Source organism: Flavobacterium sp. (genome assembly GCF_031422135.1).
Lineage (GTDB): Bacteria > Bacteroidota > Bacteroidia > Flavobacteriales > Flavobacteriaceae > Flavobacterium.
Genome location: NZ_JANOQD010000099.1, coordinates 19,323 through 41,819, shown reverse-complemented (window position 1 = coordinate 41,819; position 22,497 = coordinate 19,323). Strand labels below are relative to the sequence as shown.

Annotated in this window: 22 protein-coding genes; 1 reads left to right on the top strand and 21 read right to left on the bottom strand. The window is 31.8% G+C overall.

The window, feature by feature from the left end:
* The 5 genes from RMO70_RS13100 to fabG all read right to left on the bottom strand — a co-directional run.
* A partial coding sequence (locus RMO70_RS13100) for a M15 family metallopeptidase (RefSeq protein WP_310556886.1) occupies positions 1-716 on the bottom strand: 716 nt, incomplete at its 3' end.
* 1 nt (position 717) lies between these two features.
* Positions 718-1,542 (bottom strand): DUF4846 domain-containing protein, encoded by an 825-nt coding sequence (locus RMO70_RS13095; RefSeq protein WP_310556885.1) that lies wholly within the window; start codon positions 1,540-1,542, stop codon positions 718-720.
* 28 nt (positions 1,543-1,570) lie between these two features.
* On the bottom strand, positions 1,571-3,598 hold the full coding sequence (locus RMO70_RS13090; RefSeq protein WP_310556884.1) for a hypothetical protein: 2,028 nt from the start codon (positions 3,596-3,598) through the stop codon (positions 1,571-1,573).
* Between the two features lie 89 nt (positions 3,599-3,687).
* The gene (gene tnpA / locus RMO70_RS13085; RefSeq protein WP_310556883.1) at positions 3,688-4,149 is read right to left on the bottom strand and encodes an IS200/IS605 family transposase; all 462 of its coding nucleotides are present in this window, start codon (positions 4,147-4,149) and stop codon (positions 3,688-3,690) included.
* Positions 4,150-4,501: 352 nt separating this feature from the next.
* Positions 4,502-5,248 carry a 3-oxoacyl-[acyl-carrier-protein] reductase gene (gene fabG / locus RMO70_RS13080; RefSeq protein WP_310556882.1) on the bottom strand — a complete coding sequence of 249 codons (747 nt, stop codon included), beginning with the start codon at positions 5,246-5,248 and terminating at the stop codon, positions 4,502-4,504.
* 220 nt (positions 5,249-5,468) lie between these two features.
* Between fabG and RMO70_RS13075 the strand changes: the two genes are divergently transcribed.
* Positions 5,469-6,668, top strand: a complete 1,200-nt coding sequence (locus RMO70_RS13075) for a cytochrome c peroxidase (protein WP_310556881.1) — start codon at positions 5,469-5,471, stop codon at positions 6,666-6,668.
* Positions 6,669-6,743: 75 nt separating this feature from the next.
* Here the strand turns inward: RMO70_RS13075 and RMO70_RS13070 are convergent, their stop codons facing one another.
* The 16 genes from RMO70_RS13070 to RMO70_RS12995 all read right to left on the bottom strand — a co-directional run bounded on the left by RMO70_RS13070 (position 6,744) and on the right by RMO70_RS12995 (position 22,461).
* Positions 6,744-7,172, bottom strand: a complete 429-nt coding sequence (locus RMO70_RS13070) for a hypothetical protein (protein WP_310556880.1) — start codon at positions 7,170-7,172, stop codon at positions 6,744-6,746.
* 201 nt (positions 7,173-7,373) lie between these two features.
* On the bottom strand, positions 7,374-8,246 hold the full coding sequence (gene sucD / locus RMO70_RS13065; RefSeq protein ID WP_310556879.1) for a succinate--CoA ligase subunit alpha: 873 nt from the start codon (positions 8,244-8,246) through the stop codon (positions 7,374-7,376).
* Between the two features lie 115 nt (positions 8,247-8,361).
* Positions 8,362-8,724 (bottom strand): nuclear transport factor 2 family protein, encoded by a 363-nt coding sequence (locus tag RMO70_RS13060; RefSeq protein ID WP_310556878.1) that lies wholly within the window; start codon positions 8,722-8,724, stop codon positions 8,362-8,364.
* 1 nt (position 8,725) lies between these two features.
* Positions 8,726-9,655, bottom strand: coding sequence for a UDP-3-O-(3-hydroxymyristoyl)glucosamine N-acyltransferase (locus tag RMO70_RS13055; protein ID WP_310556877.1), 930 nt, complete (start codon positions 9,653-9,655; stop codon positions 8,726-8,728).
* A 5-nt stretch (positions 9,656-9,660) separates the two neighbouring features.
* Positions 9,661-10,224: an elongation factor P gene (efp, locus tag RMO70_RS13050; protein ID WP_310556876.1), complete on the bottom strand. Its 564-nt coding sequence runs from the start codon at positions 10,222-10,224 to the stop codon at positions 9,661-9,663.
* A gap of 87 nt (positions 10,225-10,311) precedes the next feature.
* On the bottom strand, positions 10,312-11,094 hold the full coding sequence (gene lpxA, locus RMO70_RS13045; protein WP_310556875.1) for an acyl-ACP--UDP-N-acetylglucosamine O-acyltransferase: 783 nt from the start codon (positions 11,092-11,094) through the stop codon (positions 10,312-10,314).
* 3 nt (positions 11,095-11,097) lie between these two features.
* Positions 11,098-12,486 carry a bifunctional UDP-3-O-[3-hydroxymyristoyl] N-acetylglucosamine deacetylase/3-hydroxyacyl-ACP dehydratase gene (locus RMO70_RS13040; protein ID WP_310556874.1) on the bottom strand — a complete coding sequence of 463 codons (1,389 nt, stop codon included), beginning with the start codon at positions 12,484-12,486 and terminating at the stop codon, positions 11,098-11,100.
* Positions 12,479-13,507, bottom strand: coding sequence for a UDP-3-O-(3-hydroxymyristoyl)glucosamine N-acyltransferase (gene lpxD, locus RMO70_RS13035; RefSeq protein ID WP_310556873.1), 1,029 nt, complete (start codon positions 13,505-13,507; stop codon positions 12,479-12,481). The genes RMO70_RS13040 and lpxD overlap by 8 nt, the downstream gene beginning before the upstream one ends.
* Before the next feature lie 33 nt (positions 13,508-13,540).
* Positions 13,541-14,776, bottom strand: coding sequence for an HD domain-containing protein (locus RMO70_RS13030; protein WP_310556872.1), 1,236 nt, complete (start codon positions 14,774-14,776; stop codon positions 13,541-13,543).
* Positions 14,777-14,873: 97 nt separating this feature from the next.
* A complete protein-coding gene (locus RMO70_RS13025) occupies positions 14,874-16,919 on the bottom strand; it encodes a M13 family metallopeptidase (RefSeq protein ID WP_310556871.1) in 2,046 nt (681 codons plus the stop codon).
* Positions 16,920-17,045: 126 nt separating this feature from the next.
* Positions 17,046-18,953 (bottom strand): acetate--CoA ligase, encoded by a 1,908-nt coding sequence (gene acs / locus RMO70_RS13020; protein WP_310556870.1) that lies wholly within the window; start codon positions 18,951-18,953, stop codon positions 17,046-17,048.
* 42 nt (positions 18,954-18,995) lie between these two features.
* Complete coding sequence (locus RMO70_RS13015) at positions 18,996-19,631, bottom strand: hypothetical protein (RefSeq protein ID WP_310556869.1); 636 nt, start codon at positions 19,629-19,631, stop codon at positions 18,996-18,998.
* Entirely contained in the window at positions 19,632-20,666 is a 1,035-nt protein-coding gene (locus tag RMO70_RS13010; RefSeq protein WP_310556868.1) for a D-alanine--D-alanine ligase, read from the bottom strand.
* Positions 20,666-21,379 (bottom strand): NRDE family protein, encoded by a 714-nt coding sequence (locus RMO70_RS13005; RefSeq protein WP_310556867.1) that lies wholly within the window; start codon positions 21,377-21,379, stop codon positions 20,666-20,668. The genes RMO70_RS13010 and RMO70_RS13005 overlap by 1 nt, the downstream gene beginning before the upstream one ends.
* Complete coding sequence (locus RMO70_RS13000; RefSeq protein ID WP_310556866.1) at positions 21,367-21,855, bottom strand: DinB family protein; 489 nt, start codon at positions 21,853-21,855, stop codon at positions 21,367-21,369. Before RMO70_RS13000 ends, RMO70_RS13005 begins: the two co-directional genes overlap by 13 nt.
* Before the next feature lie 6 nt (positions 21,856-21,861).
* On the bottom strand, positions 21,862-22,461 hold the full coding sequence (locus RMO70_RS12995) for a peroxiredoxin family protein (protein WP_310556865.1): 600 nt from the start codon (positions 22,459-22,461) through the stop codon (positions 21,862-21,864).
* Positions 22,462-22,497: the final 36 nt, after the last annotated feature.

The window sequence follows — 22,497 nt, the reverse complement described above, 5'->3', positions numbered from 1 at the left end:
TCTGGTCTATATTCAAAATGCATTGTGTCATAATGAGTCCAATTTCCTCCCCAAATAAAACCATATTTTTCAAAAATGGCTACTATTTTTTGTGGAATTTTATTTTTGTAAATCAGTTTTGCCTCTTCGTTTTTGCATTTGCAATCCCATTGCCAATAATTAGAATATTTAGTATTAATGTCGATTGTCATTCCGAAGCTATGCATACTCAAACGGTTGGTTCCAGCAATTTTTCGCCAGTTGAAAGTACCCGCTATGTTGGTTAAATAGTTTTTGTATTCAGGATGATTGTCTAGTTCTTTCGAAAGTTTTTTAATTATTTTATCAATTCCGTTTACATTTGTAACTTTTATTTTTTGACTGACGAGTTTTGGGCACCAATTAATTTCAACTAAATTTTGCTCGACTTCTGATTTAGAATTACCATATATTTTTTTGAAAAAAGATTCGTTTCGAATTCGCCCAGCATCATTGATTTCGCCTAATTTATAATTGTAAAAAAATTGATCTTCAATATCTGGGTTGTCTATTAATTGTTGAAAATTTTTCTTTTTATTATCATCATAAATTAAAGTTGAACCGTCTTTGAAAATGAGTTTATCATCTTTAAAATCAACTATTTGTGGATAATGTTTCATCAATTTTTTTACATTATCAGGAATGCTTTGAGAAAAACCATATTGAAAAAAAATAAAGAAAAGAATTGCATTTTTCATCTTAAAAACGTTTCAATTCGGAGGATTTAAAAGTCCATTCTGGTGTTTCTAAAGTTGGTAGGTTATTTGCCGAATACCAACAAACCTTTCTATTGCTACTGATGCTCGGATTTAATAAAATCTGTAATTCTTGAGCAGGCATATAACTTTGTGCCAATAAAAATATTTTTTTATTTCCATTTGTAGCCATATCAACGACAATAACTGCGTGTCCTGGAAATCCACCTTTTATGAAAACATCACCAATTTGTATGTCTGAAACAGCAGTTGGATTCATCTCTTTGGCAAGTGAGGCAGTTCCTGCATAATTAAAAATAATTTCCAGATATTTCCAATATTCTTGTTGACTATCCGTTGGTTTTGCTATTTTCATCCAAGACGTTTTGTTTCCTTTTATAGCAATTCGGTAACCTTGACGCCACTTGCTATAATCAACTCTAAAACCGTTGGTGAAATTAAAATGAATTTTATCGTACTGCTTTTGTTGAAAGAAATAATCGGCTCGCAATCTCATCACTGCATCAGCGCATTGGTGCAAATCTTTATTTCCAATGGGCAAGTCGACTACTGCATCATAAACATTATTGTTGGATTTTGTACTTCCGTTATAATATTTTACTAATGATTCTGATGGTTTCAGGGGTAAATTTCGTAAGTATTCTGCAAATGAATTTTTAGCTTCAATTGTTCTTTCGTAGCCAGAAGGAGTTAAATATCTTTCTTTTATCGTTTTTCCTTCGGTAGAAATTGATTTTTTATTATCAAAACTAAAAAACAAAAATGAGTAAATTAAAGCAGTAAAGATTGAAACCAATACAATTCTCATAATTCGCAATTTAAAATTTGTAATTCATTTAAAGCATTCCGTTGTATTTTCTTGTAAACCATTCAGTAGCTAGCGAAATGGCAAGAATAATCAGCAACCAAATCCAATCAATTAAAGGAGATTTCTTGATAATTTCTTTCTGAATGGCTGGAAAACTTTCCTTTTTGAGCAATTCATCAATTAATTTATCTACTTGCGTTGGGTAAAAAACTCTTCCGTTAGTATTCGTTGCTAGTTGGTTTAAACGAGCCACATCAGGATTTATTGCTTGTTTTTCTATTTCAAAATCTAAAATTTCAAAATTACTAGAATAGGAAGCTTTCGAATTGTTCTCTTTAACAGTAAAACTATAATTTCCAGCTTCGAAACCTTCTAAATTGACTTTGTATTCGCCACTTCCTTTTAAGAAATCGTATATTTTAGAAACATTGGTTTTTTTGTTCTTTAATTGAATAGTTAAAAGTGCATTTTCTTCAAACTCATAATTTTTATTGAAATATTGCGCCGAAATTTCTATGCTTTCTCCAGAGTTATAAAAACTTTCGTGGGTAACTATTAATGATTTTTTAGCTGAATTGGAAGCCAAAAATTGAATTGTTTTGTCTATAAAAACATCAAATTGTTCAAAAGATTTAGTTTTTACGTGGCTTTCTACTCGCCATTTCCAGATGTTTTCTCCAAAAAGAAAAGCATTTCGTTTCCTTCCGTTTTCGGCGAAAGCCAACAATGGATTTTCTGTTTTAATATTTCTAATTTGAGATTCTAGCAATGTGGTCACGTTTCCTTTGATGACAAAACGTCCAAACGGATTTTCTAAAGGTGGAAATTGCTCGAAACCAATATTATCTAATGCAAACGAATTAAATTGCGAATTAAATTGTGCCGTGAAATCTTCCGATTGTCCCGACATTTCAAACTGAATTTGATCTTGATTTTGGTTTAATAAGTTAAAATCGGTGTTTAAACCAGTAATAATAAAAGTATTAATTTGCAGTTTTTTATTCTGTTCAAATATCGATTTAAAATCCCCAGTTGGTTGATACAATATTAAAACATTATAATCTTGTAATAATTTGATTTGTTTGGGATTAACTAGCGTTACTTTTCGTTGAACATTAGATTCTATTGCGCGTTTTATGGCGCCTAAATCGGGATGATTTATAGCTGAAATTAATGCTATTTCTGATCGTTCATCAATAATTTCTACTGCAAAATTTTTACTATTATTGTATTTATTTTTTTCGTTTTCTGACGAAGAAATTACGGCTTTAAAAGTCTGTACTCCTACTCTATTTGCGTTTAATAAAACGGAGATTTGCTGTGATTTTTTATTGGAAGAAAACGAAATAGTTTGTTTATATAAAACTGAATTTCCTTGTTGAATGCTAAAATTAGCATTTATAGCTTTGCTTCCATTGTATTGCAAAAAAACTTCTACAGGAAATTTATTTTTCAAAAATGCATATTTGTTTACATTCAGCTGATTGATTTTTAAATCTAAAAACGAAGTGGTATCACCTAAAATCAAAGGATAAACTTGATTGTTCTGCGGAAAAGAATATACATAATCGTTTCCAATAGTCTGATTTCCATCGGATAATAAAACAATTGGAAAATTCTGATTTCTAAATAACTGTTTTAAATTTTGGGCAACTTTATGAATATTAGATTGTTTGCCTTTAAAATCTAATGGCTTTCCAGAATAAAAATTGTCATCAAAATTATACAATTGAACATCATACTTGTCTTTAAGCTTAGTGTTATCTGATAATTTTTGGGATAATTCTTTGGCAATATTGTCTTGTTTTAATTCGGCAATAGATTGCGAATTATCGACTACTATTGGCAAAGGAGTTTTGGTGGTTTCGTAGGTTTTTCTTGATATTATAGGGTTTATAAGCAATATTAATATGGTAAAAAGACTTAAAAAACGCAAGAAAGTCAAAAACAAAACCGTTCTCGATTTGTTTTTGACTTTGTATAAATATTGATAAAACGACAAACCAGCAGCAATTACCAAAGAAAGTAACAATAATAGAATTGTGTTTGTGCTCATTTAGAGTATAAAATTTAAAACCTCGTAGAGGTTAACTGTTTGTAGAAAAATAATATTTTAAAAAAAGCTCCAGAGGTGCGACCTGTTAATTATTCAATCCATTCAAATAAATATTTTGCATCGTATTCGATTTCAAATTTAATTAAAAAATCAAAGTATTCTTCTTTAAATGTTTTCTTTTTATGATGTTCTTCTTGATTTTCTATATAAGTTATCACATTGCTTAATTGACTTTTAGAATATGAAAATGCGCCAAATCCTTCTTGCCAATTAAATTTTCCATTAATCCATTTACTATCATTGATAAATTTTGATGAACCTGATTTAATATCTCTAACCAAATCTGAAATCGACATATTTGGTTTTAAACCAATTAAAAGATGAATATGATCTGGCATTGCAAATATAGATATTAGTTTTTGATCTCTATTTTTAACAATTCCTGTAATAAATTTATGCAATTCTTCTCTATTTTCTTTAGAAATTAGATTTTGTCTGCCTTTTACAGCAAAAACAATTTGAACATATATTTGTGAATAGGTATTTGGCATTACAAACAGGTCGCTCCTATGGAGCTTAATTTACATATTTTGAACACTATTCTACAAACAGAAAGCTCCTATGGAGCTCATTGTTTATTATTTTATAAAATAAATAACCTAAAAATCAAAAGTTATTTATATTGTAAATTATTTGTTTAAGAAAGTATTATTTTTATTTAGAACTAATTTTGCAATAAAAACAACACTCATAATTACTTGTAAAAATTTACCAATCGCTAATAATACATTACCAGTAATTATTCCAAACTCAAAGTGCATAATTTTTAATAAAGAGCCAAAAATTACAATTATAAATCCAATTATGAAAATGATAATTATATATTTATTTTTCATAAAAAAATTAAGTCAACATTCCGCCATCCACATTCAAAACTTGTCCTGTGACATAAGCACTCAAATCTGAAGCAAGGAAAACACAGGCATTGGCAACGTCTTCGGGAGTTCCGCCACGACGTAAAGGAATAGATTCTCTCCAACCTTGTACCACATCTTCGTTCAGTTTAGCTGTCATTTCAGTTTCGATAAACCCAGGTGCAATAGCATTACAACGAATATTGCGAGAGCCTAATTCTAAAGCTATAGATTTTGTAAAACCTATCATTCCTGCTTTTGATGCAGCATAATTGGCCTGACCAGCGTTTCCTTTTACTCCCACAACTGAACTCATATTTACAATAGAACCTTTTCGGTTTTTCAACATAATTTTTTGAACCGCTTTAGTCATATTGAATACCGATTTCAGGTTAATTTCGATTACTTTATCAAAATCTTCTTCAGACATTCTCATTAATAAATTGTCTTTGGTAATACCTGCGTTATTAATTAGAATATCAATGGTTCCAAATTCTGCCATTACATCTTCTGAAAGTTTTTGAGCTTCATTGAAGTTGGCTGCGTTCGATTGGTATCCTTTGGCTTTTACGCCTAATGCGATTAATTCGTTTTCTAAAACCAAGGCAGATTCTACAGACGAACTGTATGTAAAAGCTACATTTGCTCCGTGTTGTGCAAAAACCTTAGCAATTCCACTACCAATTCCGCGACTTGCTCCAGTTATTATGGCTGTTTTTCCTTCTAGTAATTTCATATTCTAAAATTATTTTATTTTTTATTTGAAGCTATTTCCTGCTATTCGTTGCAATCTTCTTCTTTTTGGCTACAAAAAAAAGATTTTCACTGTTATCAGGGCTATTTTATGCTCGTCAAATATAGGATAATTCTTTTTTTAAAAAAAATTTCAATTTCAATTAAACCTTTTTAATTTATTATAGTCGAACAATTATATAACCTATAAAGCCCAAATAAATATGAAGCAACCAATTTTTTTCCCCATTTTATTTTTCAGTCTTTTTATTGCATTTACTTCTTGTAGTGACGATAATGATGACCCCAATTTATATGTGCCAATTGCTGTTTCATATCCCAATGTGGAAGCTGCTTTTGGTGATAAATTAAATTTGAACGCTTTAAACAATTATGCTAATCAAGCTATTCCTGCATACATTACTAAAGATAATTCTATTTTAAACAGAATTTCAGACAAGGGAGCAACCTTGGGGCGTGTGCTTTTTTATGATAAAAATTTATCATCAAACAATACTATTTCTTGTTCCTCTTGTCACAATCAAGCCAATGCGTTTGGCGATACAAATGTGGCAAGTACTGGTATTAACGGCACAACCGGAAGACATTCTATGCGATTAATAAACACTCGTTTTGCTGTAGAAAGTAAATTTTTCTGGGACGAACGAGCAGCTTCTTTAGAAATTCAAACCACAATGCCAATTAAAGACCACGGTGAAATGGGGTTTAGCGGAACAAATGGAGATCAAGATTTTTCAGGTTTAACAACAAAACTTGGCAATATTGGCTATTATAAAGAATTATTTGAATTTGTTTATGGTAGCGAAGAAGTTACAGAAAATAAAATACAACTTGCCTTGGCTCAATTTATTAGAAGTATTCAATCATTCGATTCTAAATACGATTTCGGGAGAGTTTTAGCTCCAAATAATAATGCTCCGTTTGCAAATTATACGGCACAAGAAAATCAAGGGAAGAACTTATTTAACCAACCCCCAGTTTTTGATGCTAATAGCAATAGAACTGGTGGCGGAGTTGGTTGTGCTGGTTGTCATGCCGCTCCAGAGTTTGATATTGACCCTAATTCTAGAAATAACGGAATAATTGGCACAATTGCAGGCGTAGGAATTGACATTACAAATACTAGAGCTCCATCGTTAAGAGATTTGGTAAAAACCAATGGAACAACCAATGGATCAATGATGCATACTGGAGTTATATCAAGTTTACAAGCTGCTATTGGACATTATGGTACCATAAATATTGCACCTGGAAACACCAATCTTGATCCACGATTACGACCTAATGGTATTGGGCAAAAGCTAAATTTAAACGCTACTGAAGTTGATGCTTTGATTGCTTTTTTGAGAACATTATCTGGAACAAATGTGTATGTAGATACAAAATGGTCTACTCCATTTTAAAAAGAATAAAGGTTAAACTAAAAACTCCGTTTCTTAAACAAGAAACGGAGTTTTTTATAAACAGTAAATTAACTACTAGAATGCAATATTCCATCTAGGAAGACGGTTATTTTCATCAAGGAAGTTTTGCAAAACTTGTCCTTCAACCGAAGTAGGAATTCCTTTAGTTTTATCGTTATAAGTATCATACCAATATACTTCTAGTCTGTCGATATTTTCTTTTTTCATTTGTGCTGGCCAAGAATATTTACGTCCTGTTTTAGCAAATTGATGTCCGTTTACAATTTTGTCATACAATCCCCCTGATTTACTTTTTAAGGTTCCATCATTTTGAATAGTTCCAGTAGAACCAACCATAATGAGTTCTTTTTCTTCTCCGTTTACTTCATAAACAAGAAAAACACCGCTTGCTGTTTCTGATGCATTACAAACTTCTTCTAAACTATTTTCTATTGTGAAAGTAAAACTATTGTTTACTTTAAATTTTTTTAATTCTTTATACATTTTATGTTTATTTGTGTAAATGGATATTCGTTTATTTGAAAAAAAACAAATACCTTTTTTAATATTAACAACATTAACGAATTAATGTGGAATGAAATTTCGGTTAATTGAAAGCTAAAAACCAAAGGTTTGCAAAAGTAGTATAAAAAAACCGTCTAGTTATAGAACAAGACGGTTTTTTAAAAATATATTATCTGAGATTTATCCCAATACTTCTTTTACTTTTTTACCAATTTCAGCTGGCGAATCTACTACATGGATTCCGTTTTCACGAAGAATTCGTTTTTTAGCTTCAGCCGTGTCATCTTCTCCACCAACAATTGCACCAGCGTGACCCATTGTTCTTCCTTTTGGAGCAGTTACACCTGCAATAAAACCAACAACTGGCTTACGGTTTCCGTCTGCACGAATCCATTTTGCAGCATCAGCTTCTAGTTGACCGCCAATTTCACCAATCATTACGATACAATGTGTTTCTGGATCGTTCATTAATAATTCAACAGCTTCTTTTGTAGTAGTCCCAATAATTGGATCTCCACCAATACCGATAGCTGTAGTAATTCCTAAACCTTGTTTTACTACTTGATCTGCAGCTTCGTATGTTAATGTTCCTGATTTTGAAACAATTCCTACATTTCCTTTTTTGAAAACAAAACCTGGCATAATTCCAACTTTTGCTTCACCTGGAGTTATAATTCCTGGACAGTTTGGTCCTATCAAACGACAGTTTTTACCTTTAATGTAATCATTTGCCTTAATCATATCTGCTACAGGAATTCCTTCTGTAATAGCGATAATAACTTTGATTCCAGCATCTGCAGCTTCCATAATAGCATCAGCTGCGAAAGCAGGTGGTACAAAAATAATGGTGGTATCTGCTCCTGCTTTCTCAACTGCATCTTTTACAGTATTGAAAACGGGACGGTCTAAATGTGTGCTTCCGCCTTTTCCTGGTGTTACTCCACCTACAACATTTGTTCCGTATTCAATCATTTGAGAAGCGTGAAAGGTTCCTTCACTTCCTGTAAATCCTTGAACTATTATTTTTGAATCTTTATTAACTAAAACACTCATGGTATATTTTTTTTGTTATTTTTTTATAGTGATGCAAAAGTATTAAAAAGTGTTCAGTTTTTTTGTCAAAACGAAACATTATTTTAAACATTTTATCAAATTTTTATAATTTATCCTAACTCAATTGACTCATTTGAAAACCTCGATACAATTTACCTTCTTTTAATTCCCAAATTATAATAAAATGTGCCAAAATCATTTCCTCTCTTGGGTTTTCTATAGTTTTCACATGATGAACGTAACGAACAGTAACTACATTTTCTTCTTCTAATAAATGCGTTATGTGAATTCTTGAAGAATGGTAAGATTTCTTTAATTCATTTGATAAATTAATCAATTCTTCCTTGTTCATTTGGAGAAATCCTTTGCTACTATTCCATTCAAGCGTGACATCTGGATGTAAATATTCATCCATTAAATCACTATCCCTCAAAGCGTTAGATTTATAAAATTCTTTTACTATTTCTTTTGCTGACATCTTATTTGAGTTTATTTAAAATTTCGGGGATTCGTTTTATATTTGCTAATTGTTTTAGTTTTTCACGAGATTCTTCAACGGGTGTTCCAAAATAAGATTTTCCTCCTTCAATGGATTTTGTAACCCCAGTTTGCCCCATAACAACTGCTTTTGCACCTATTGTTATGCCACTAGTTGTGCCTACTTGACCCCAAAGGGTAACTTCGTCTTCAATTATGACACAGCCAGCAATACCCGTTTGAGATGCTATTAAACATTTTTTTCCAATTATAGTATCGTGACCTACATGGACTTGATTGTCAATTTTTGTTCCTTCTCCAATGGTTGTATCACCTGTAACTCCTTTATCAATAGTACAAAGTGCTCCAATTCCAACATTATTTTCAATAACGACTCTTCCTCCAGAAATTAATTGATCGAAACCATCAGGGCGTTTTTTGTAATAAAATGCATCGGCTCCAAGAATAGTGCCTGCGTGAATCATTACATTGTCTCCAATTATAGTATTATCATAGATTGAAACATTGGAATGTATTAAACAATTCTTACCAATGACAACATTATTTCCAATAAAACAATTGGGTTGAATTATAGTTCCATTTCCAATTTTTGCAGATTCTGAGATTGCAGAATTAGAAGCTTGAAATGGTCGAAAATGATTGGTTAATGTGTTAAAATCTCTAAAAGGATCATCAGAAATTAACAAAGCTTTGCCTTTTGGACATTCCACATTTTTATTAATCAAAATAATAGTTGCAGCTGATTGCAAGGCTTTATCATAATATTTAGGATGATCAACAAATACAATATCTCCAGGTTCTACAACATGAATTTCATTCATTCCGTGAACAGAAAAAGTAGCATCGCCAATATAGTCACAGCCTATAATGGAAGCAATTTTTTCAAGAGTTTGTATTTGTGGAAACTTCATAACTATTATTTTACACGTTCCATATAAGAACCAGAAGCAGTATCAATCTTAATTTTATCTCCTTCGTTTATAAATAAAGGTACATTTATGGAAGCTCCTGTTTCTACCGTTGCCGATTTTGTTGCATTGGTAGCCGTGTTTCCTTTCACTCCAGGTTCTGCATAGGTAACTTCAAGTATTATAGAAGCTGGCATATCGACAGATAATGGCAATTCGGTCTCTGTGTTTACTTGCACCATTACATTTGTTCCTTCTTTTAATAAATCTGGAGCATCTAGAATTTTTTTGTCCAAAGTAATTTGTTCAAAAGATTCGGTATTCATAAAATGAAATTGATCTCCTTCGGAATATAAATACTGATAAGTGTGTGTTTCTACACGAACTTCATCTATTTTGTGTCCCGCTGAGAAGGTATTGTCTAAAACTTTTCCGTTGGTTAAACTTCTTAATTTGGTACGTACAAAAGCAGGTCCTTTTCCTGGTTTTACGTGAAGGAATTCAATGATTTTATATATGTCGTGATTAAATTTAATACACAATCCGTTTCTAATATCTGATGTAGATGCCATTGTTATGTTTGTTAATTTGGTTATTTGTTTAACTGTTGATTTGTTTAATAGGTTAACCGAATTGACGATTACTGATTAAACAAAAAACTATACTCCGGTATAGCCCTTCATAATTCCTCTTGAGGAGTTTCTAATAAATTGCAATATTTCGTCACGTTCTGGAGTTGCTTCCATTTCAGCTTCAATTATTGCCATTGCTTGTGATGTATTGTAATTTTTTTGGTATAAAATTCTATAAATACTTTGAATTTCACTTATTTTTTCGGTTGTAAAACCTCTTCGTCGTAAGCCTACAGAGTTTATTCCCACATACGATAAGGGTTCTTTTGCGGCTTTAGTATAGGGTGGAACATCTTTTCGAACTAGTGATCCTCCCGAAACCATTGCGTGATCTCCTATTGAAATAAACTGATGTATGGCAGCTAATCCTCCTATTATTGCAAAATCTCCAACGGTAACATGGCCTGCAAGTGCAACACCATTGACCACTATTGCGTTTTTACCTAAATGACAGTCGTGTGCAATGTGTGCAGTAGCCATAATCAAACAATTATCGCCAATTGTAGTCTGACCTGATGCAACTGTACCCCTGTTTACTGTTACACATTCTCTAATGGTTACATTGTCACCAATAACAGTTAGAGAATCCTCACCGCCAAATTTTAAATCTTGTGGTACTGCTGAAATTACAGCTCCTGGAAAAATATTACAATTTTTTCCTATTCTGGCGCCTTCCATTATGGTTACATTAGATCCTATCCAAGTTCCATCACCAATGACTACATTATTATGAATGGTTGTAAAAGGTTCAATTACAACATTTTTAGCAATTTTTGCACCTGGATGAACGTATGCGAGTGGTTGATTCATACTTTATTGTTTTTTTGCAATTTGTGCCATTAATTCTGCTTCAGCGACTAATTTTCCATTAGAATATGCGTGGGCTTGCATATGACAAATTCCCCTTCTGATAGGAGTAATTAATTCACATTTAAAAATTAAGGTGTCGCCTGGTAAAACTTTCTGTTTGAATTTTACATTATCAATTTTCATAAAGAAAGTAAGATAATTTTCAGGATCTGGAACTGTACTCAGAACTAGGATTCCTCCAGTTTGTGCCATCGCTTCCACTATAATAACTCCAGGCATTACTGGGGCTCCTGGAAAATGTCCAACAAAGAAATTCTCGTTCATTGTAACATTTTTCATTCCAACAACGTGGGTCTCAGAAAGCTCTATAATTCTATCAATAAATAAAAATGGAGGTCTGTGTGGCAGAATACTCATAATTTTATGAATATCCATTAATGGTTCTAAATTCAAGTCAAAAACGGGAATATGATTTCGTTGTTCGTTTTTGATGATTTTAGATAACTTTTTAGCAAATTGAGTATTTACAAAATGGCCAGGTTTATTAGCAATTATTTTTCCTTTGATTCGGGTTCCGATAAGCGCTAAATCCCCAACAACATCTAGTAATTTATGTCGTGCTGCTTCATTAGGATAGTGTAATGTCAGATTGTCTAAAACACCATTTGAAGTGACTGAAATTTTGTCTTTGTTAAAAGCAACTTTTAATCGATTCATTGTTTCTGTCGATATTTCTTTATCAACATAGACAATGGCATTATTTAAATCGCCTCCTTTTATGAGTCCATTTTCAAGTAATGATTCTAATTCATGAAGAAAACTAAAGGTTCTACAATTTGCAATTTCATTTTTAAAGTCTGAAATGTTTTTCAAACTCGCATTTTGAGTGCCTAAAACTTTTGTTCCAAAATCAACCATAGCAGTTATTTGATATTCATCAGATGGCATTACCATAATTTCGCTACCACTAGCTTCATCAATATAAGAAATGACTTCTTTAACTACATAAATTTTTCTTTCAAAATTTTGTTCTTCAACACCAACTTTTTCGATAGCCTCAACAAAGTATTTAGAAGAGCCATCCATTATAGGTAATTCTGAAGCATTTAACTCTATAATCACATTATCAAGATCACAACCTACAAGCGCAGCTAAAACGTGTTCAGGCGTTTGAATTTTGACTCCTAACTTTTCTAAATTTGTTCCTCGTTGCGTATTTACAACATAATTTGCATCAGCCTCAATGATAGGAAATCCTTCTAAATCAACACGTACAAAGGTAAACCCATTGTTTTCAGGCGCTGGTTTAAAGGTCATTATAACTTCAACACCTGTATGTAAACCTACTCCTGTTAGGGTAATTTCGGATTTGATGGTTTTTTGTTTAACCATAATTATTTATTTTTTTTTTTAATTCTTCAATTTCAGACACAATTTTGGGCAAATTCTTAAAATGAACATACGATTTACTAAAATCACTGTACCCAAAAGAAGGTGATCCTTGAATTATTTCGTTATCCTTAATATTTTTCCCTACTCCTGATTGTGCTTGTATGCGAACATTATTTCCAATTATTAAGTGACCTGCAATTCCTACCTGCCCACCAATCATACAATTCTTGCCAATTTTTGTTGTTCCTGCTACACCTGTTTGGGCTGCAATAACTGTATTTTCACCAATTTCAACATTGTGAGCAATCTGAATCTGATTGTCAAGCTTTACGCCTTTTCTAATTATTGTTGAACCCATTGTGGCTCTGTCGATAGTTGTTGCAGCTCCAATATCCACATTATCTTCTATTATAACATTTCCAATTTGTGGGATTTTTGTATATGTTCCATCAGTATTTGGTGCAAAGCCAAAACCATCTGCTCCAATAATTGTTCCTGAATAAATATTACAATTTTTACCTATTTCTGTTTCAGAATGGATTTTTGCCCCGGCAAAAATAACAGTATTATCTCCAATAACAACATTATCACCCACAAAACAATTAGGATAAATCTTCACATTATTTCCAATCATTACGTTTTCACCTATGTAACTAAAACTTCCAAGATAAAAATCAGTACCATGTTTTGCACTTTCTGATAAAACACAAGGAACTTCAATACCTGTTTTATTGTTTTTTACTTGATCATAAAATTCAAGAATTTTTGAAAATGCGCCATAAGCATCTTCTACCTTTATGAGTGTTGTTGTGATTTCAGATTCAACTTCAAAACTTTTATTGACAATAGTTACTGATGCTTGTGTAGTATAAATGAAGTTATTGTATTTTGGATTACTCAAAAAAGTCAGAGAGCCTTTTGTACCCTCTTCAATTTTAGATAGTTTAGAAACTTCGGCGTTTGGATTGCCTATAATTTCTCCTTCTAAAATACCCGCTATTTGTTCAGCTGTAAATTTCATTGTTACAAAAATATAAAATTTTGGTTCTAATCCTTAATTTTTGATAAGTACTTTTGGAAAACAGATATAATATTTGGTAACTTGCTTTGATAACGCTCTAAGATTTAATTGATCGGATATTAAAGCTACGTCTTCAATTGTACCATCTTTCTTTAGAATCCTTATAGGTTCTGCAATTTTTGAATAGGCTTGATTTCTTATTTTTCCTTTAAAAACAAAATATTTTGCTTCTTGTAAATTTAGATTGTTTGCAGTAGCAAATTCTTCTGCTAGATTTTGAACTTCAACTGTTGAAAATTTTTCCTCGTTTAATTTTATTTTTAATAAATCTCTATTAATAATCATTTTACTCAAGGAACTTAATGTAAAATCGGAATGATTTTGCCAATTTTTCAAAGCTCCTATAATATCTGTATCGTCAAGTTGGGCGAATTTATGGAGAATATCATTTGTAAAATCGTTTAAATTAATTTTATTTTGAATAAAAAATTCCAAACTTTCACTGCAAGCTACTTCAATTCCTTTTTGATGCAATTCTTTAGCTCTTTTGAGTGTATTGGTCAGTGTTAACTCGGCAACCAAACTGGTTTTATGTAAATACACTTGCCAATACATTAATCGACGAGCCATCAAGAATTTTTCGACAGAATAAATACCTTTTTCTTCAATAACTAAAGTGTCATTAACGACATTCATCATTTGGATTAATCGGTCGGAATTTATTTTCCCTTCTTCGACACCAGAATAAAAACTATCTCGTTTCAAATAGTCCATTCTATCCATATCTAACTGGCTAGAAATTAATTGCAACATGAATTTACGTGGGTATTCTTCTTTAAAAATCTGAATGGCTAAATCTAATTTTCCATCAAATTCAACATTCAATTTATTCATAAACAACAAGGAAATTTGTTCATGATGTACATCTTCTACAATACTGTGTTCCATAGCATGAGAAAAAGGACCATGCCCTATATCGTGCAATAAAATAGCAATATACAATGCGTTTTCTTCCTCTGAGGAAATTTTAGTATTTTTAAATCGAAGCACGTGAATTGCTTTTTGCATAATGTGCAAGCAACCTAATGCATGATGAAATCGGGTATGATTTGCACCTGGATAAACTAATGAGGACAATCCCATTTGTGAAATGCGCCGCAAACGCTGAAAATAAGGATGTTGTATTAAATCGTAAATTAACGCATTAGGAATGGTAATAAAACCATATATAGGATCGTTAAATATTTTTAATTTATTGGTATTGTTCACAAAAATTTTATTTATACAAATATAGGAATTGTTAGTTCAAAAAAATCCCTTTCCCATTTTAAAATGGGAAAGGGATTGCTAATTTAATAGGGATCAATTACCAAATAATTACTCTATCTTTTTCAGGAATGAACATTTTACTTCCTTCTTTGATAGTAAACGTTTTATAAAACTCAGGAATATTACCCAAAGGACCATTTATTCTATATTTTGCAGGTGCGTGAACATCCGTCAACAGTTGATTTTCCAAAGCTTCTTTCTTAATATTGACCATCCAAGCATAACCGTAGGACAAGAAAAAGCGTTGATCTGGAGTGAGTTTGGCAATTTTTTGATTGGTTTTAAACTGTGGTGTTTTTTTGAAAGCTTCATAACCCATAACCACTCCACCTAAATCGGCAATATTCTCTCCTTGTGTAGCATCACCATTAACAAACTTGCCTGGCAAAGCTTCATATTTACTATATTGAGCAACGATAGCTTTAGTTTTTTGTTTGAATTTCTTTAAATCTTCAGCCGTCCACCAATTGTTTAAATTTCCTTTTTCGTCATACTGACTTCCTTGATCGTCAAAACCGTGTGTAATTTCGTGACCAAAAGTAGAACCACCAATAATACCATATAAAACTGCATCGTCAGGCATACGTCCTTCAAAACCTGGCACCAAAATATTACACGCTGGTACACAAATTTCATTGTTACTTGGGTTATAATAGGCATTGTAGGTTTGAGGATACATTCCCCATTCTGTTCTATCCACTGGTTTACCAAATTTTGAAATCATATCCGTATAACTCCATTGATTTACGGCTATAACATTGGAGCAATAAGCATTTTTATCAATCGAAATAGAACTCAAATCTTTCCATTTGTCAGGATATCCTACTTTCATTACAATTTTAGCTAATTTACTCAATGCTTTTTTCTTAGTAGGTTCACTCATCCAATCTAATTTTTGAATGTGCAAAGCATACACCTCTCTTATATTATTTCCTATTTCAAGTAGTTTTTCTTTAGTTCCTTTAGGCAAATATTCTGCTACATAAACCTGACCTATTAATTCTCCAAGCGAATTATCCGTTTGCTCCACTACCCTTTTCCATCTTGGTTTTTGTTTGGTAACACCACTCAAAACGGTAGAATAAAATTTAAAATTTTGCTTTTCGATATCACTTCCTAAATAAGAAGCATACGAATTGATTAAATCCCATTTTAAATAGGTTTTCCAATCTGCAATAGAATGCGTTTTTAACATCGAGTTTAACTCCGAATAAAATTCGGGTTGCCCAACAATAACCGAATCTACTTTGCTAACACCCATTAGGGGTAATGTTTTATCCCAATCTATATTTGGTGTTAATTTATTTAATTGCGCAACAGACATTTTGTTGTAGTTTTTAACAGGATCACGCATTGCTTCTAATTTTCTGGAAGCTTTAGCTAATTCTGTTTCCATTTTCATAATCGTTATAGCATTTTGCTTGGAAACTATTTCGTTTTCTCCTAAAAATTTTGACATAACTTGTAAATGATTTACATATTCATTACGAATGGTAACCGTTTCAGCATCTGTATTGAAATAATAATCTCTGTTGCCTAATCCAAGTCCTCCTTGCGAAAGAAATACAGCATATTTAGTACTGTTTTTATCGTCTTGACCCACATAAAACGAAAAAGCAGGACTCGCGCCAATAGTTCGCAAATGCGCCATTGAAGACAATAATGTAGATGCATCTGTAATGGCATCTATTTTTGACAATTCTGATTTTAGAGGTACTATTCCCATTTTATTAATCGCAATAGTATCCATACCAGAAGAATAGAAATCACCTATCTTCTGTTTGTTACTTCCTTTGGAATCATTTGAGAAAGCAGACTTTTCACATATTTGTTTAATTTGATTGTTTATAGTATCACCAATAGTTCTAAAAATACCATTGCTACGTTCTGTATCAGGAATAGGATTTTTTTTGAACCAGCCTCCATTGGCATAATTAAAAAAATCTTCAGAAGGATTTACTAAAGTATCCCGATTCGTGTATAATGCATCCGGGGCATCGATATCAATGGCCACTTCTTTTTTGCAACTTGTTGTGAAAAACAAAGCGGTAAAAGCTGCTAGGGTAAGGATTTTAAGTTTCATTTAGTTTAATTTTCGAAATTATATTTTAGTTGGTAGGTTCAGTAGTTGCATTGTTACAAATACAGATTAAATTTCTTAAATGGAATTAATTTTTATAAATGTGTTGTGTAAAAATCAATTCGTTGATTACAATTTTCCCTCTATTATCTCCTCTACAATTTCTGGATTTAGCAAAGTAGTAGTGTCTCCAAAGTTGCTTAAATCGCCCTCAGCAATTTTACGTAAAATGCGTCGCATAATTTTGCCTGAACGTGTTTTTGGCAATCCAGATACAAATTGGATTTTATCTAATTTTGCAATTGGTCCAATATGATCCGAAATGTGTTGATTTATTTCTTTTTTAAGATTTTCTCTATCACGAGTTTCACCAGTTTCTTTTAACATTACATAGCCATAAAGTGCGTTGCCTTTGATGGCGTGCGGAAATCCAACAATGGCAGATTCGGCAACAGCTGGATGTTCATTTATGGCGTCTTCAATCGGCGCAGTTCCTAGGTTGTGACCAGAAACGATTACAATATCGTCAACTCGACCAGTGATTCTGTAATAGCCAACTTCGTCACGCAAAGCACCATCGCCAGTGAAATATTTGCCTGGAAAAGTCGAGAAATAAGTTTCTTTGTATCGTTTGTGATCGTTCCAAATTGTACGAGCAATTCCAGGCCAAGGAAATTTTATACACAGGCTTCCCTCTTTTTGATTGCCTTCGATTTCGTTGCGTTTTTCATCCATTAAAACGGGTTGAATTCCAGGTAATGGAAGCGTTGCATAGGTTGGTTTTGTTGGTGTTACAAATGCAATTGGAGAAATTAATATGCCCCCAGTTTCGGTTTGCCACCAAGTGTCAACCACTGGACAACGCCTGTCGCCAACATGGTTGTTGTACCAATGCCAAGCCTCTTCGTTGATTGGTTCTCCAACAGAACCAATGACTTTTAATGATTTTAATGGATATTTTTGTACAAAATCTAAACTTTCTTTTGCTAAAGATCTAATTGCAGTTGGTGCGGTGTAAAATTGAGTTACTTGGTGTTTTTCGATGACTTCCCAAAAGCGTGAAAAATCTGGATAAGACGGAATTCCTTCGAACATTAGGGTTGTTGCGCCATTCAAAAGTGGTCCGTAAAGTATGTAGCAATGTCCTGTAATCCAGCCAATATCGGCGGTGCACCAAAAAATATCGTTGTCTTCATAATTGAAAACATTTTTGAAAGTATAGGCAGAATAAACCATATATCCTGCAGTTGTGTGTACCATTCCTTTTGGTTTTCCAGTAGAACCTGACGTGTACAAAATGAAAAGTGGATCTTCTGCATCCATAATTTCGGCTACATTATTATCAGAAGCCTTGTCGAGTAATTCTTGCAACCAAAAATCACGATTTGGGGTCATTTCTATTTCAGAATTGATACGTTTGGCTACCAAAACTTTTTCTATTGTAGGACAATTTAGTAGCGCTTCGTCGATTATTGATTTTAAATCGATTGTTTTTTCACCACGATAACCGCCATCTGAAGTGATGACCATTTTGGATTCAGAATCGTTAATTCTTGATGCTACGGCTGTTGCCGAAAATCCTGCAAAAACTACGGAATGTATGGCTCCAATTCTAGCACAAGCCAAAACAGAAACTGCCAATTCTGGAATCATTGGCAAATAAATACAAACTCGGTCCCCCTTGGTTATTCCTTGTTCTCGCAAGACATTTGCCATTTTGCAAACGCGCTCGTGCAACTCGTTGTATGAAATGTGTTGTACTTCTTCGTTTATGTCGTTTGGTTCGAAAATGATGGCAGTTTTATTGCCTTTTCGAGCCAAATGTCTGTCGATACAATTTTTGACAATATTGACTTTTGCGCCTTTGAACCATTCTATTTTAGCTTCGGCCATATCAAAATCGACCACTTTGTCCCATTCTTGGTACCAAACGAAGTTTTCTTGCGCAATTTTCCCCCAGAATTTTCTTGGTTCACGAATTGATTTGTTGTAATGTTTAAAATATTGTTCTAGGTTTTGGATTTTGTAGTAAGACATTGTTTTAATTTTATTCAAATTTAATTAAAGTAAACAAATAATTTATAGTTTTTTATACTTTTTAAAAAACGGAATTGTTTGGAGTATGGCTAATCCTAAAAAAATAATCCAAACATTTGACGAAATAAAATTATCGCTTAAATAACCTAATTTTGTTATTTTTTGAAGCCCAACTATAAGGAGTAACATCCCAAAAAAAGTACCGAAAGTTGTTGCAAAAACATAATACAATCGGTATTTTTTATCAAAATCGACATAATTTTGACTTACTAAATACAAATTCGAACTTATCCAAAAGGGAAATTGTGCAAAATTTAGCATACTTAAAACTAGACCCGTAATAAAAGCTGGATATAAACTAATAATAGCATAATCATATTTTTGAGTTTCAGAATGCGCTGCTTTATAAAAATAAATTGCAAGAAGACTCAAAAATAAAACCGAAAAAAGTGCTATTTTTTTCTTTAAAAGTTGATTTTTATTAAGATAATTAGCAAAATACAAGGTTAAAAAAACGACAATTGCCTCAATGATGACAACACCAATCAAATAATATATTAGTTGTATAATATTGGAACGGCGATACAACTCATAACCAATAACATTAAGATAGCCCAAAGGAATTGAACCGATGAAACTGGCAATAAATCCAACTAAAATATTTTTTAAGGCTTTCATTTAAAAATGATTTAGTTTTTTATTTTGAGCCAAATGCAATCGATATTCTTGCATTCCCGCTTTATGCGACAAATATGGAAATCCGTTTTTATGATTCTCCACACTAATTTGATACATATAGGTGATGTGTCTTGCAAGTTCTTTCCAAGCAAAAAAGAGGGAATGTTTTGGATCATATATATGTGTTGGTTCGCTTGCAGCTCCGTTAATTTCTACTACTTGAAATTTTTTTCCTTGTTCTAACTCTTCAATTGTATTGAACATTAAATCCATTCTCCCAAAGTAAAAACCATCAATTTGCAAACACATTTCGTTAATGACATCAGTCAATTTATCTGAAATTAAATAACTGGCATCTATAAATTTTGAACCACGACAATGGTTTCCAAAAGGTACTAAATTTAGTTTTTTGTCTTTACCTAAAACTTCATTTAATTTATCCTTATATTCTTTTTCTAAAGTAGTTAACTGAAATTCAAATCTAGGATTTTGTTTTATTAATTCTTTAATTGTTGACTTTCCATCACCTGTAACAATTAGAAATTCTTTAGCAACAATTCCTGTAATTTCACCTTTTTCCTGATTAGGAAATCGAACATAAAAAATACCAATTTCATTAGGATAAGGAATTAAATCTTGTAGTAAATAGTCAAAATTTGCATTGTTGTTGTACTCTTTCAGTTCAGCATCCGAATTTATTTTTTTAACTGCAGATCCTCGTAAACCAATATCAGGTTTTGTGATAAATGGAAATTGAATATTTCCTTTTTCTTTAGCTATTAAAACCTCTTCAAAAGAAGTTTTTTCTGCAATTAGTTCTGTTTTTGGGTAATATTTTTGAGGAATTAAATTATAAATTTCTTTTTTGCTATCCATTATAAATCCTCCATTTTTCATAGTTGGATTTGAAGCGTTAAAAAAGAAAATCGTTTTGGCTCGCAAAGCATAATAAGCCCATAAAAAATAAATAGGAATATAAAGTACTTGAAATGGCCAATATTCCCAATGGGTTAGCTTATGAATAAATAATCGCATTAAATAATTTGGAATGAATTAATAGTTTTATTATTGATAATCAAATCATTGTATTCAAAAATAACGTTTTTATCTTGAATAACAATTTGGGAAATACTAATGGTTTTTAAATGATTATTTCGGTTTATAACGAGTCCATTTTCAGCATCATCGGTTTGGGTGTTGGAATGAAAATTATACAAATCGGTTTCAGAAATGTTATTTTTTATTTTGAAAAAATCATAAAACCAGTTGCTCCTTTGTTCTCTAATTTTTTTAGAATATAAAGTGGACGAAGACCAAATGTGTTTTTCAGAAGTGTCTAAATTAATTTTATCCTTTTCTACTTCATTCCATTGCAATTGAAAAAGTTGATTTTTTTCATACACTACAAGTGTAAAAGGTTCTACTTTTTCTAAATTGATTTCATCCCAATTTTCCAAAATATTGTTGGCACAAATTAAATCTAATACGATTAATCCCCTACTCTTTTGGTAAAAATTGGTTTTGAATTGGTGTTTTTCTTTGGCGCCATTTAATAATACAATGGTGTTTCCGTTTTCGGCAACTGCAAACCAAGTTCCACCACCTTTGGCATCTTTAGGAAATAGTATTTTTTTATCGTTTATTGTATAAAATTCGGGAGCAATTGCATTGGGTCTTATAACTTGTTCATCTCGATTTGAAGTAAGTATAATTTTACCATTATTGTTAACAAAACTTACTGTGCACATTGTTTTTTATATTCAATTGTAGAGGGTGCAACACCAAAATTTTTATCAATATTTACTTCATTCATTTCATACAAAGCAACTTTTATGAGTGCTTGATGGTGAATGCAATGCTCTAAATTATAGAGTAATTCTCTAAAATAATTGGTTTCAATTGATATAATTTCTTCTTGCAATAACTGATGTAACGTAATATTCTTGTTCGGTTTTTCTAAATCACAAATAATTGCATTAATGGTTTGATTTGCAAAATCTCTATTGGTTTCTATCTTATTATTGCGGGCTCTATTGTCATAATTTAATATACCAGAATCGTAAGAAAGTAATAAACCTTGAAATAATTCGATTATGTGACGATTGTGCTGCCCAATAGACGAATTCCCAAGATTTGCAATTGGTTTGGTATAATTCTCATCCGAAAGCTGGTTGAGAACATTTTTTAATTCGTTAAGTGTATTATTTACCGAAGTGAAATTCATTTGAACTTATTTTGATAATGTTTTGGCCACGGCAAGTAGCATTTCGTTTGATATTCTTGTGTTATAACTAGGATTGATAAATTCAAATAAAATTTCGCTTTTTTCATTTAATATAAAAACAGAAGGAACTGGAACATAAGTAGTATTAGCACCATCAGAACCTTTAGATAAATATTTATCATAACCTTTAGGTGCTATAAATGCTATTCCTAAAGCTCTGGCTAAATCTCCTTTGCTATCTGATAATAAAGTATAATTAAGTTTTTTATCGTCTATAGTGTTTTTTAATGATTTGGGAGAATCTGGACTTACAGCAACAATCTGATATCCCATTTCGATTAGTTTTTGTTCTGCTTCGCCAATTGCACTCAAGTGAACTGTGCAATATGGACACCAACCACCGCGATAAAAAACAAGTATTGTTTTCTTTGCTTTAGTAATTTCGTTTAACGAAATATCTTTTTGATCAATATTTTGAATAGTAATATTAGGAACTACTTCGCCTATTAATAAAGGAGAAACATCATTGGCAGTTTTTGCTAAATCAGCTTGAGCATTGGCAACAAAACCATAAGAAATTAGAAAAACAAAAAGTAATTTTCTCATATTTAATTTTATTATGGTTTAAAGATATTTATTTTT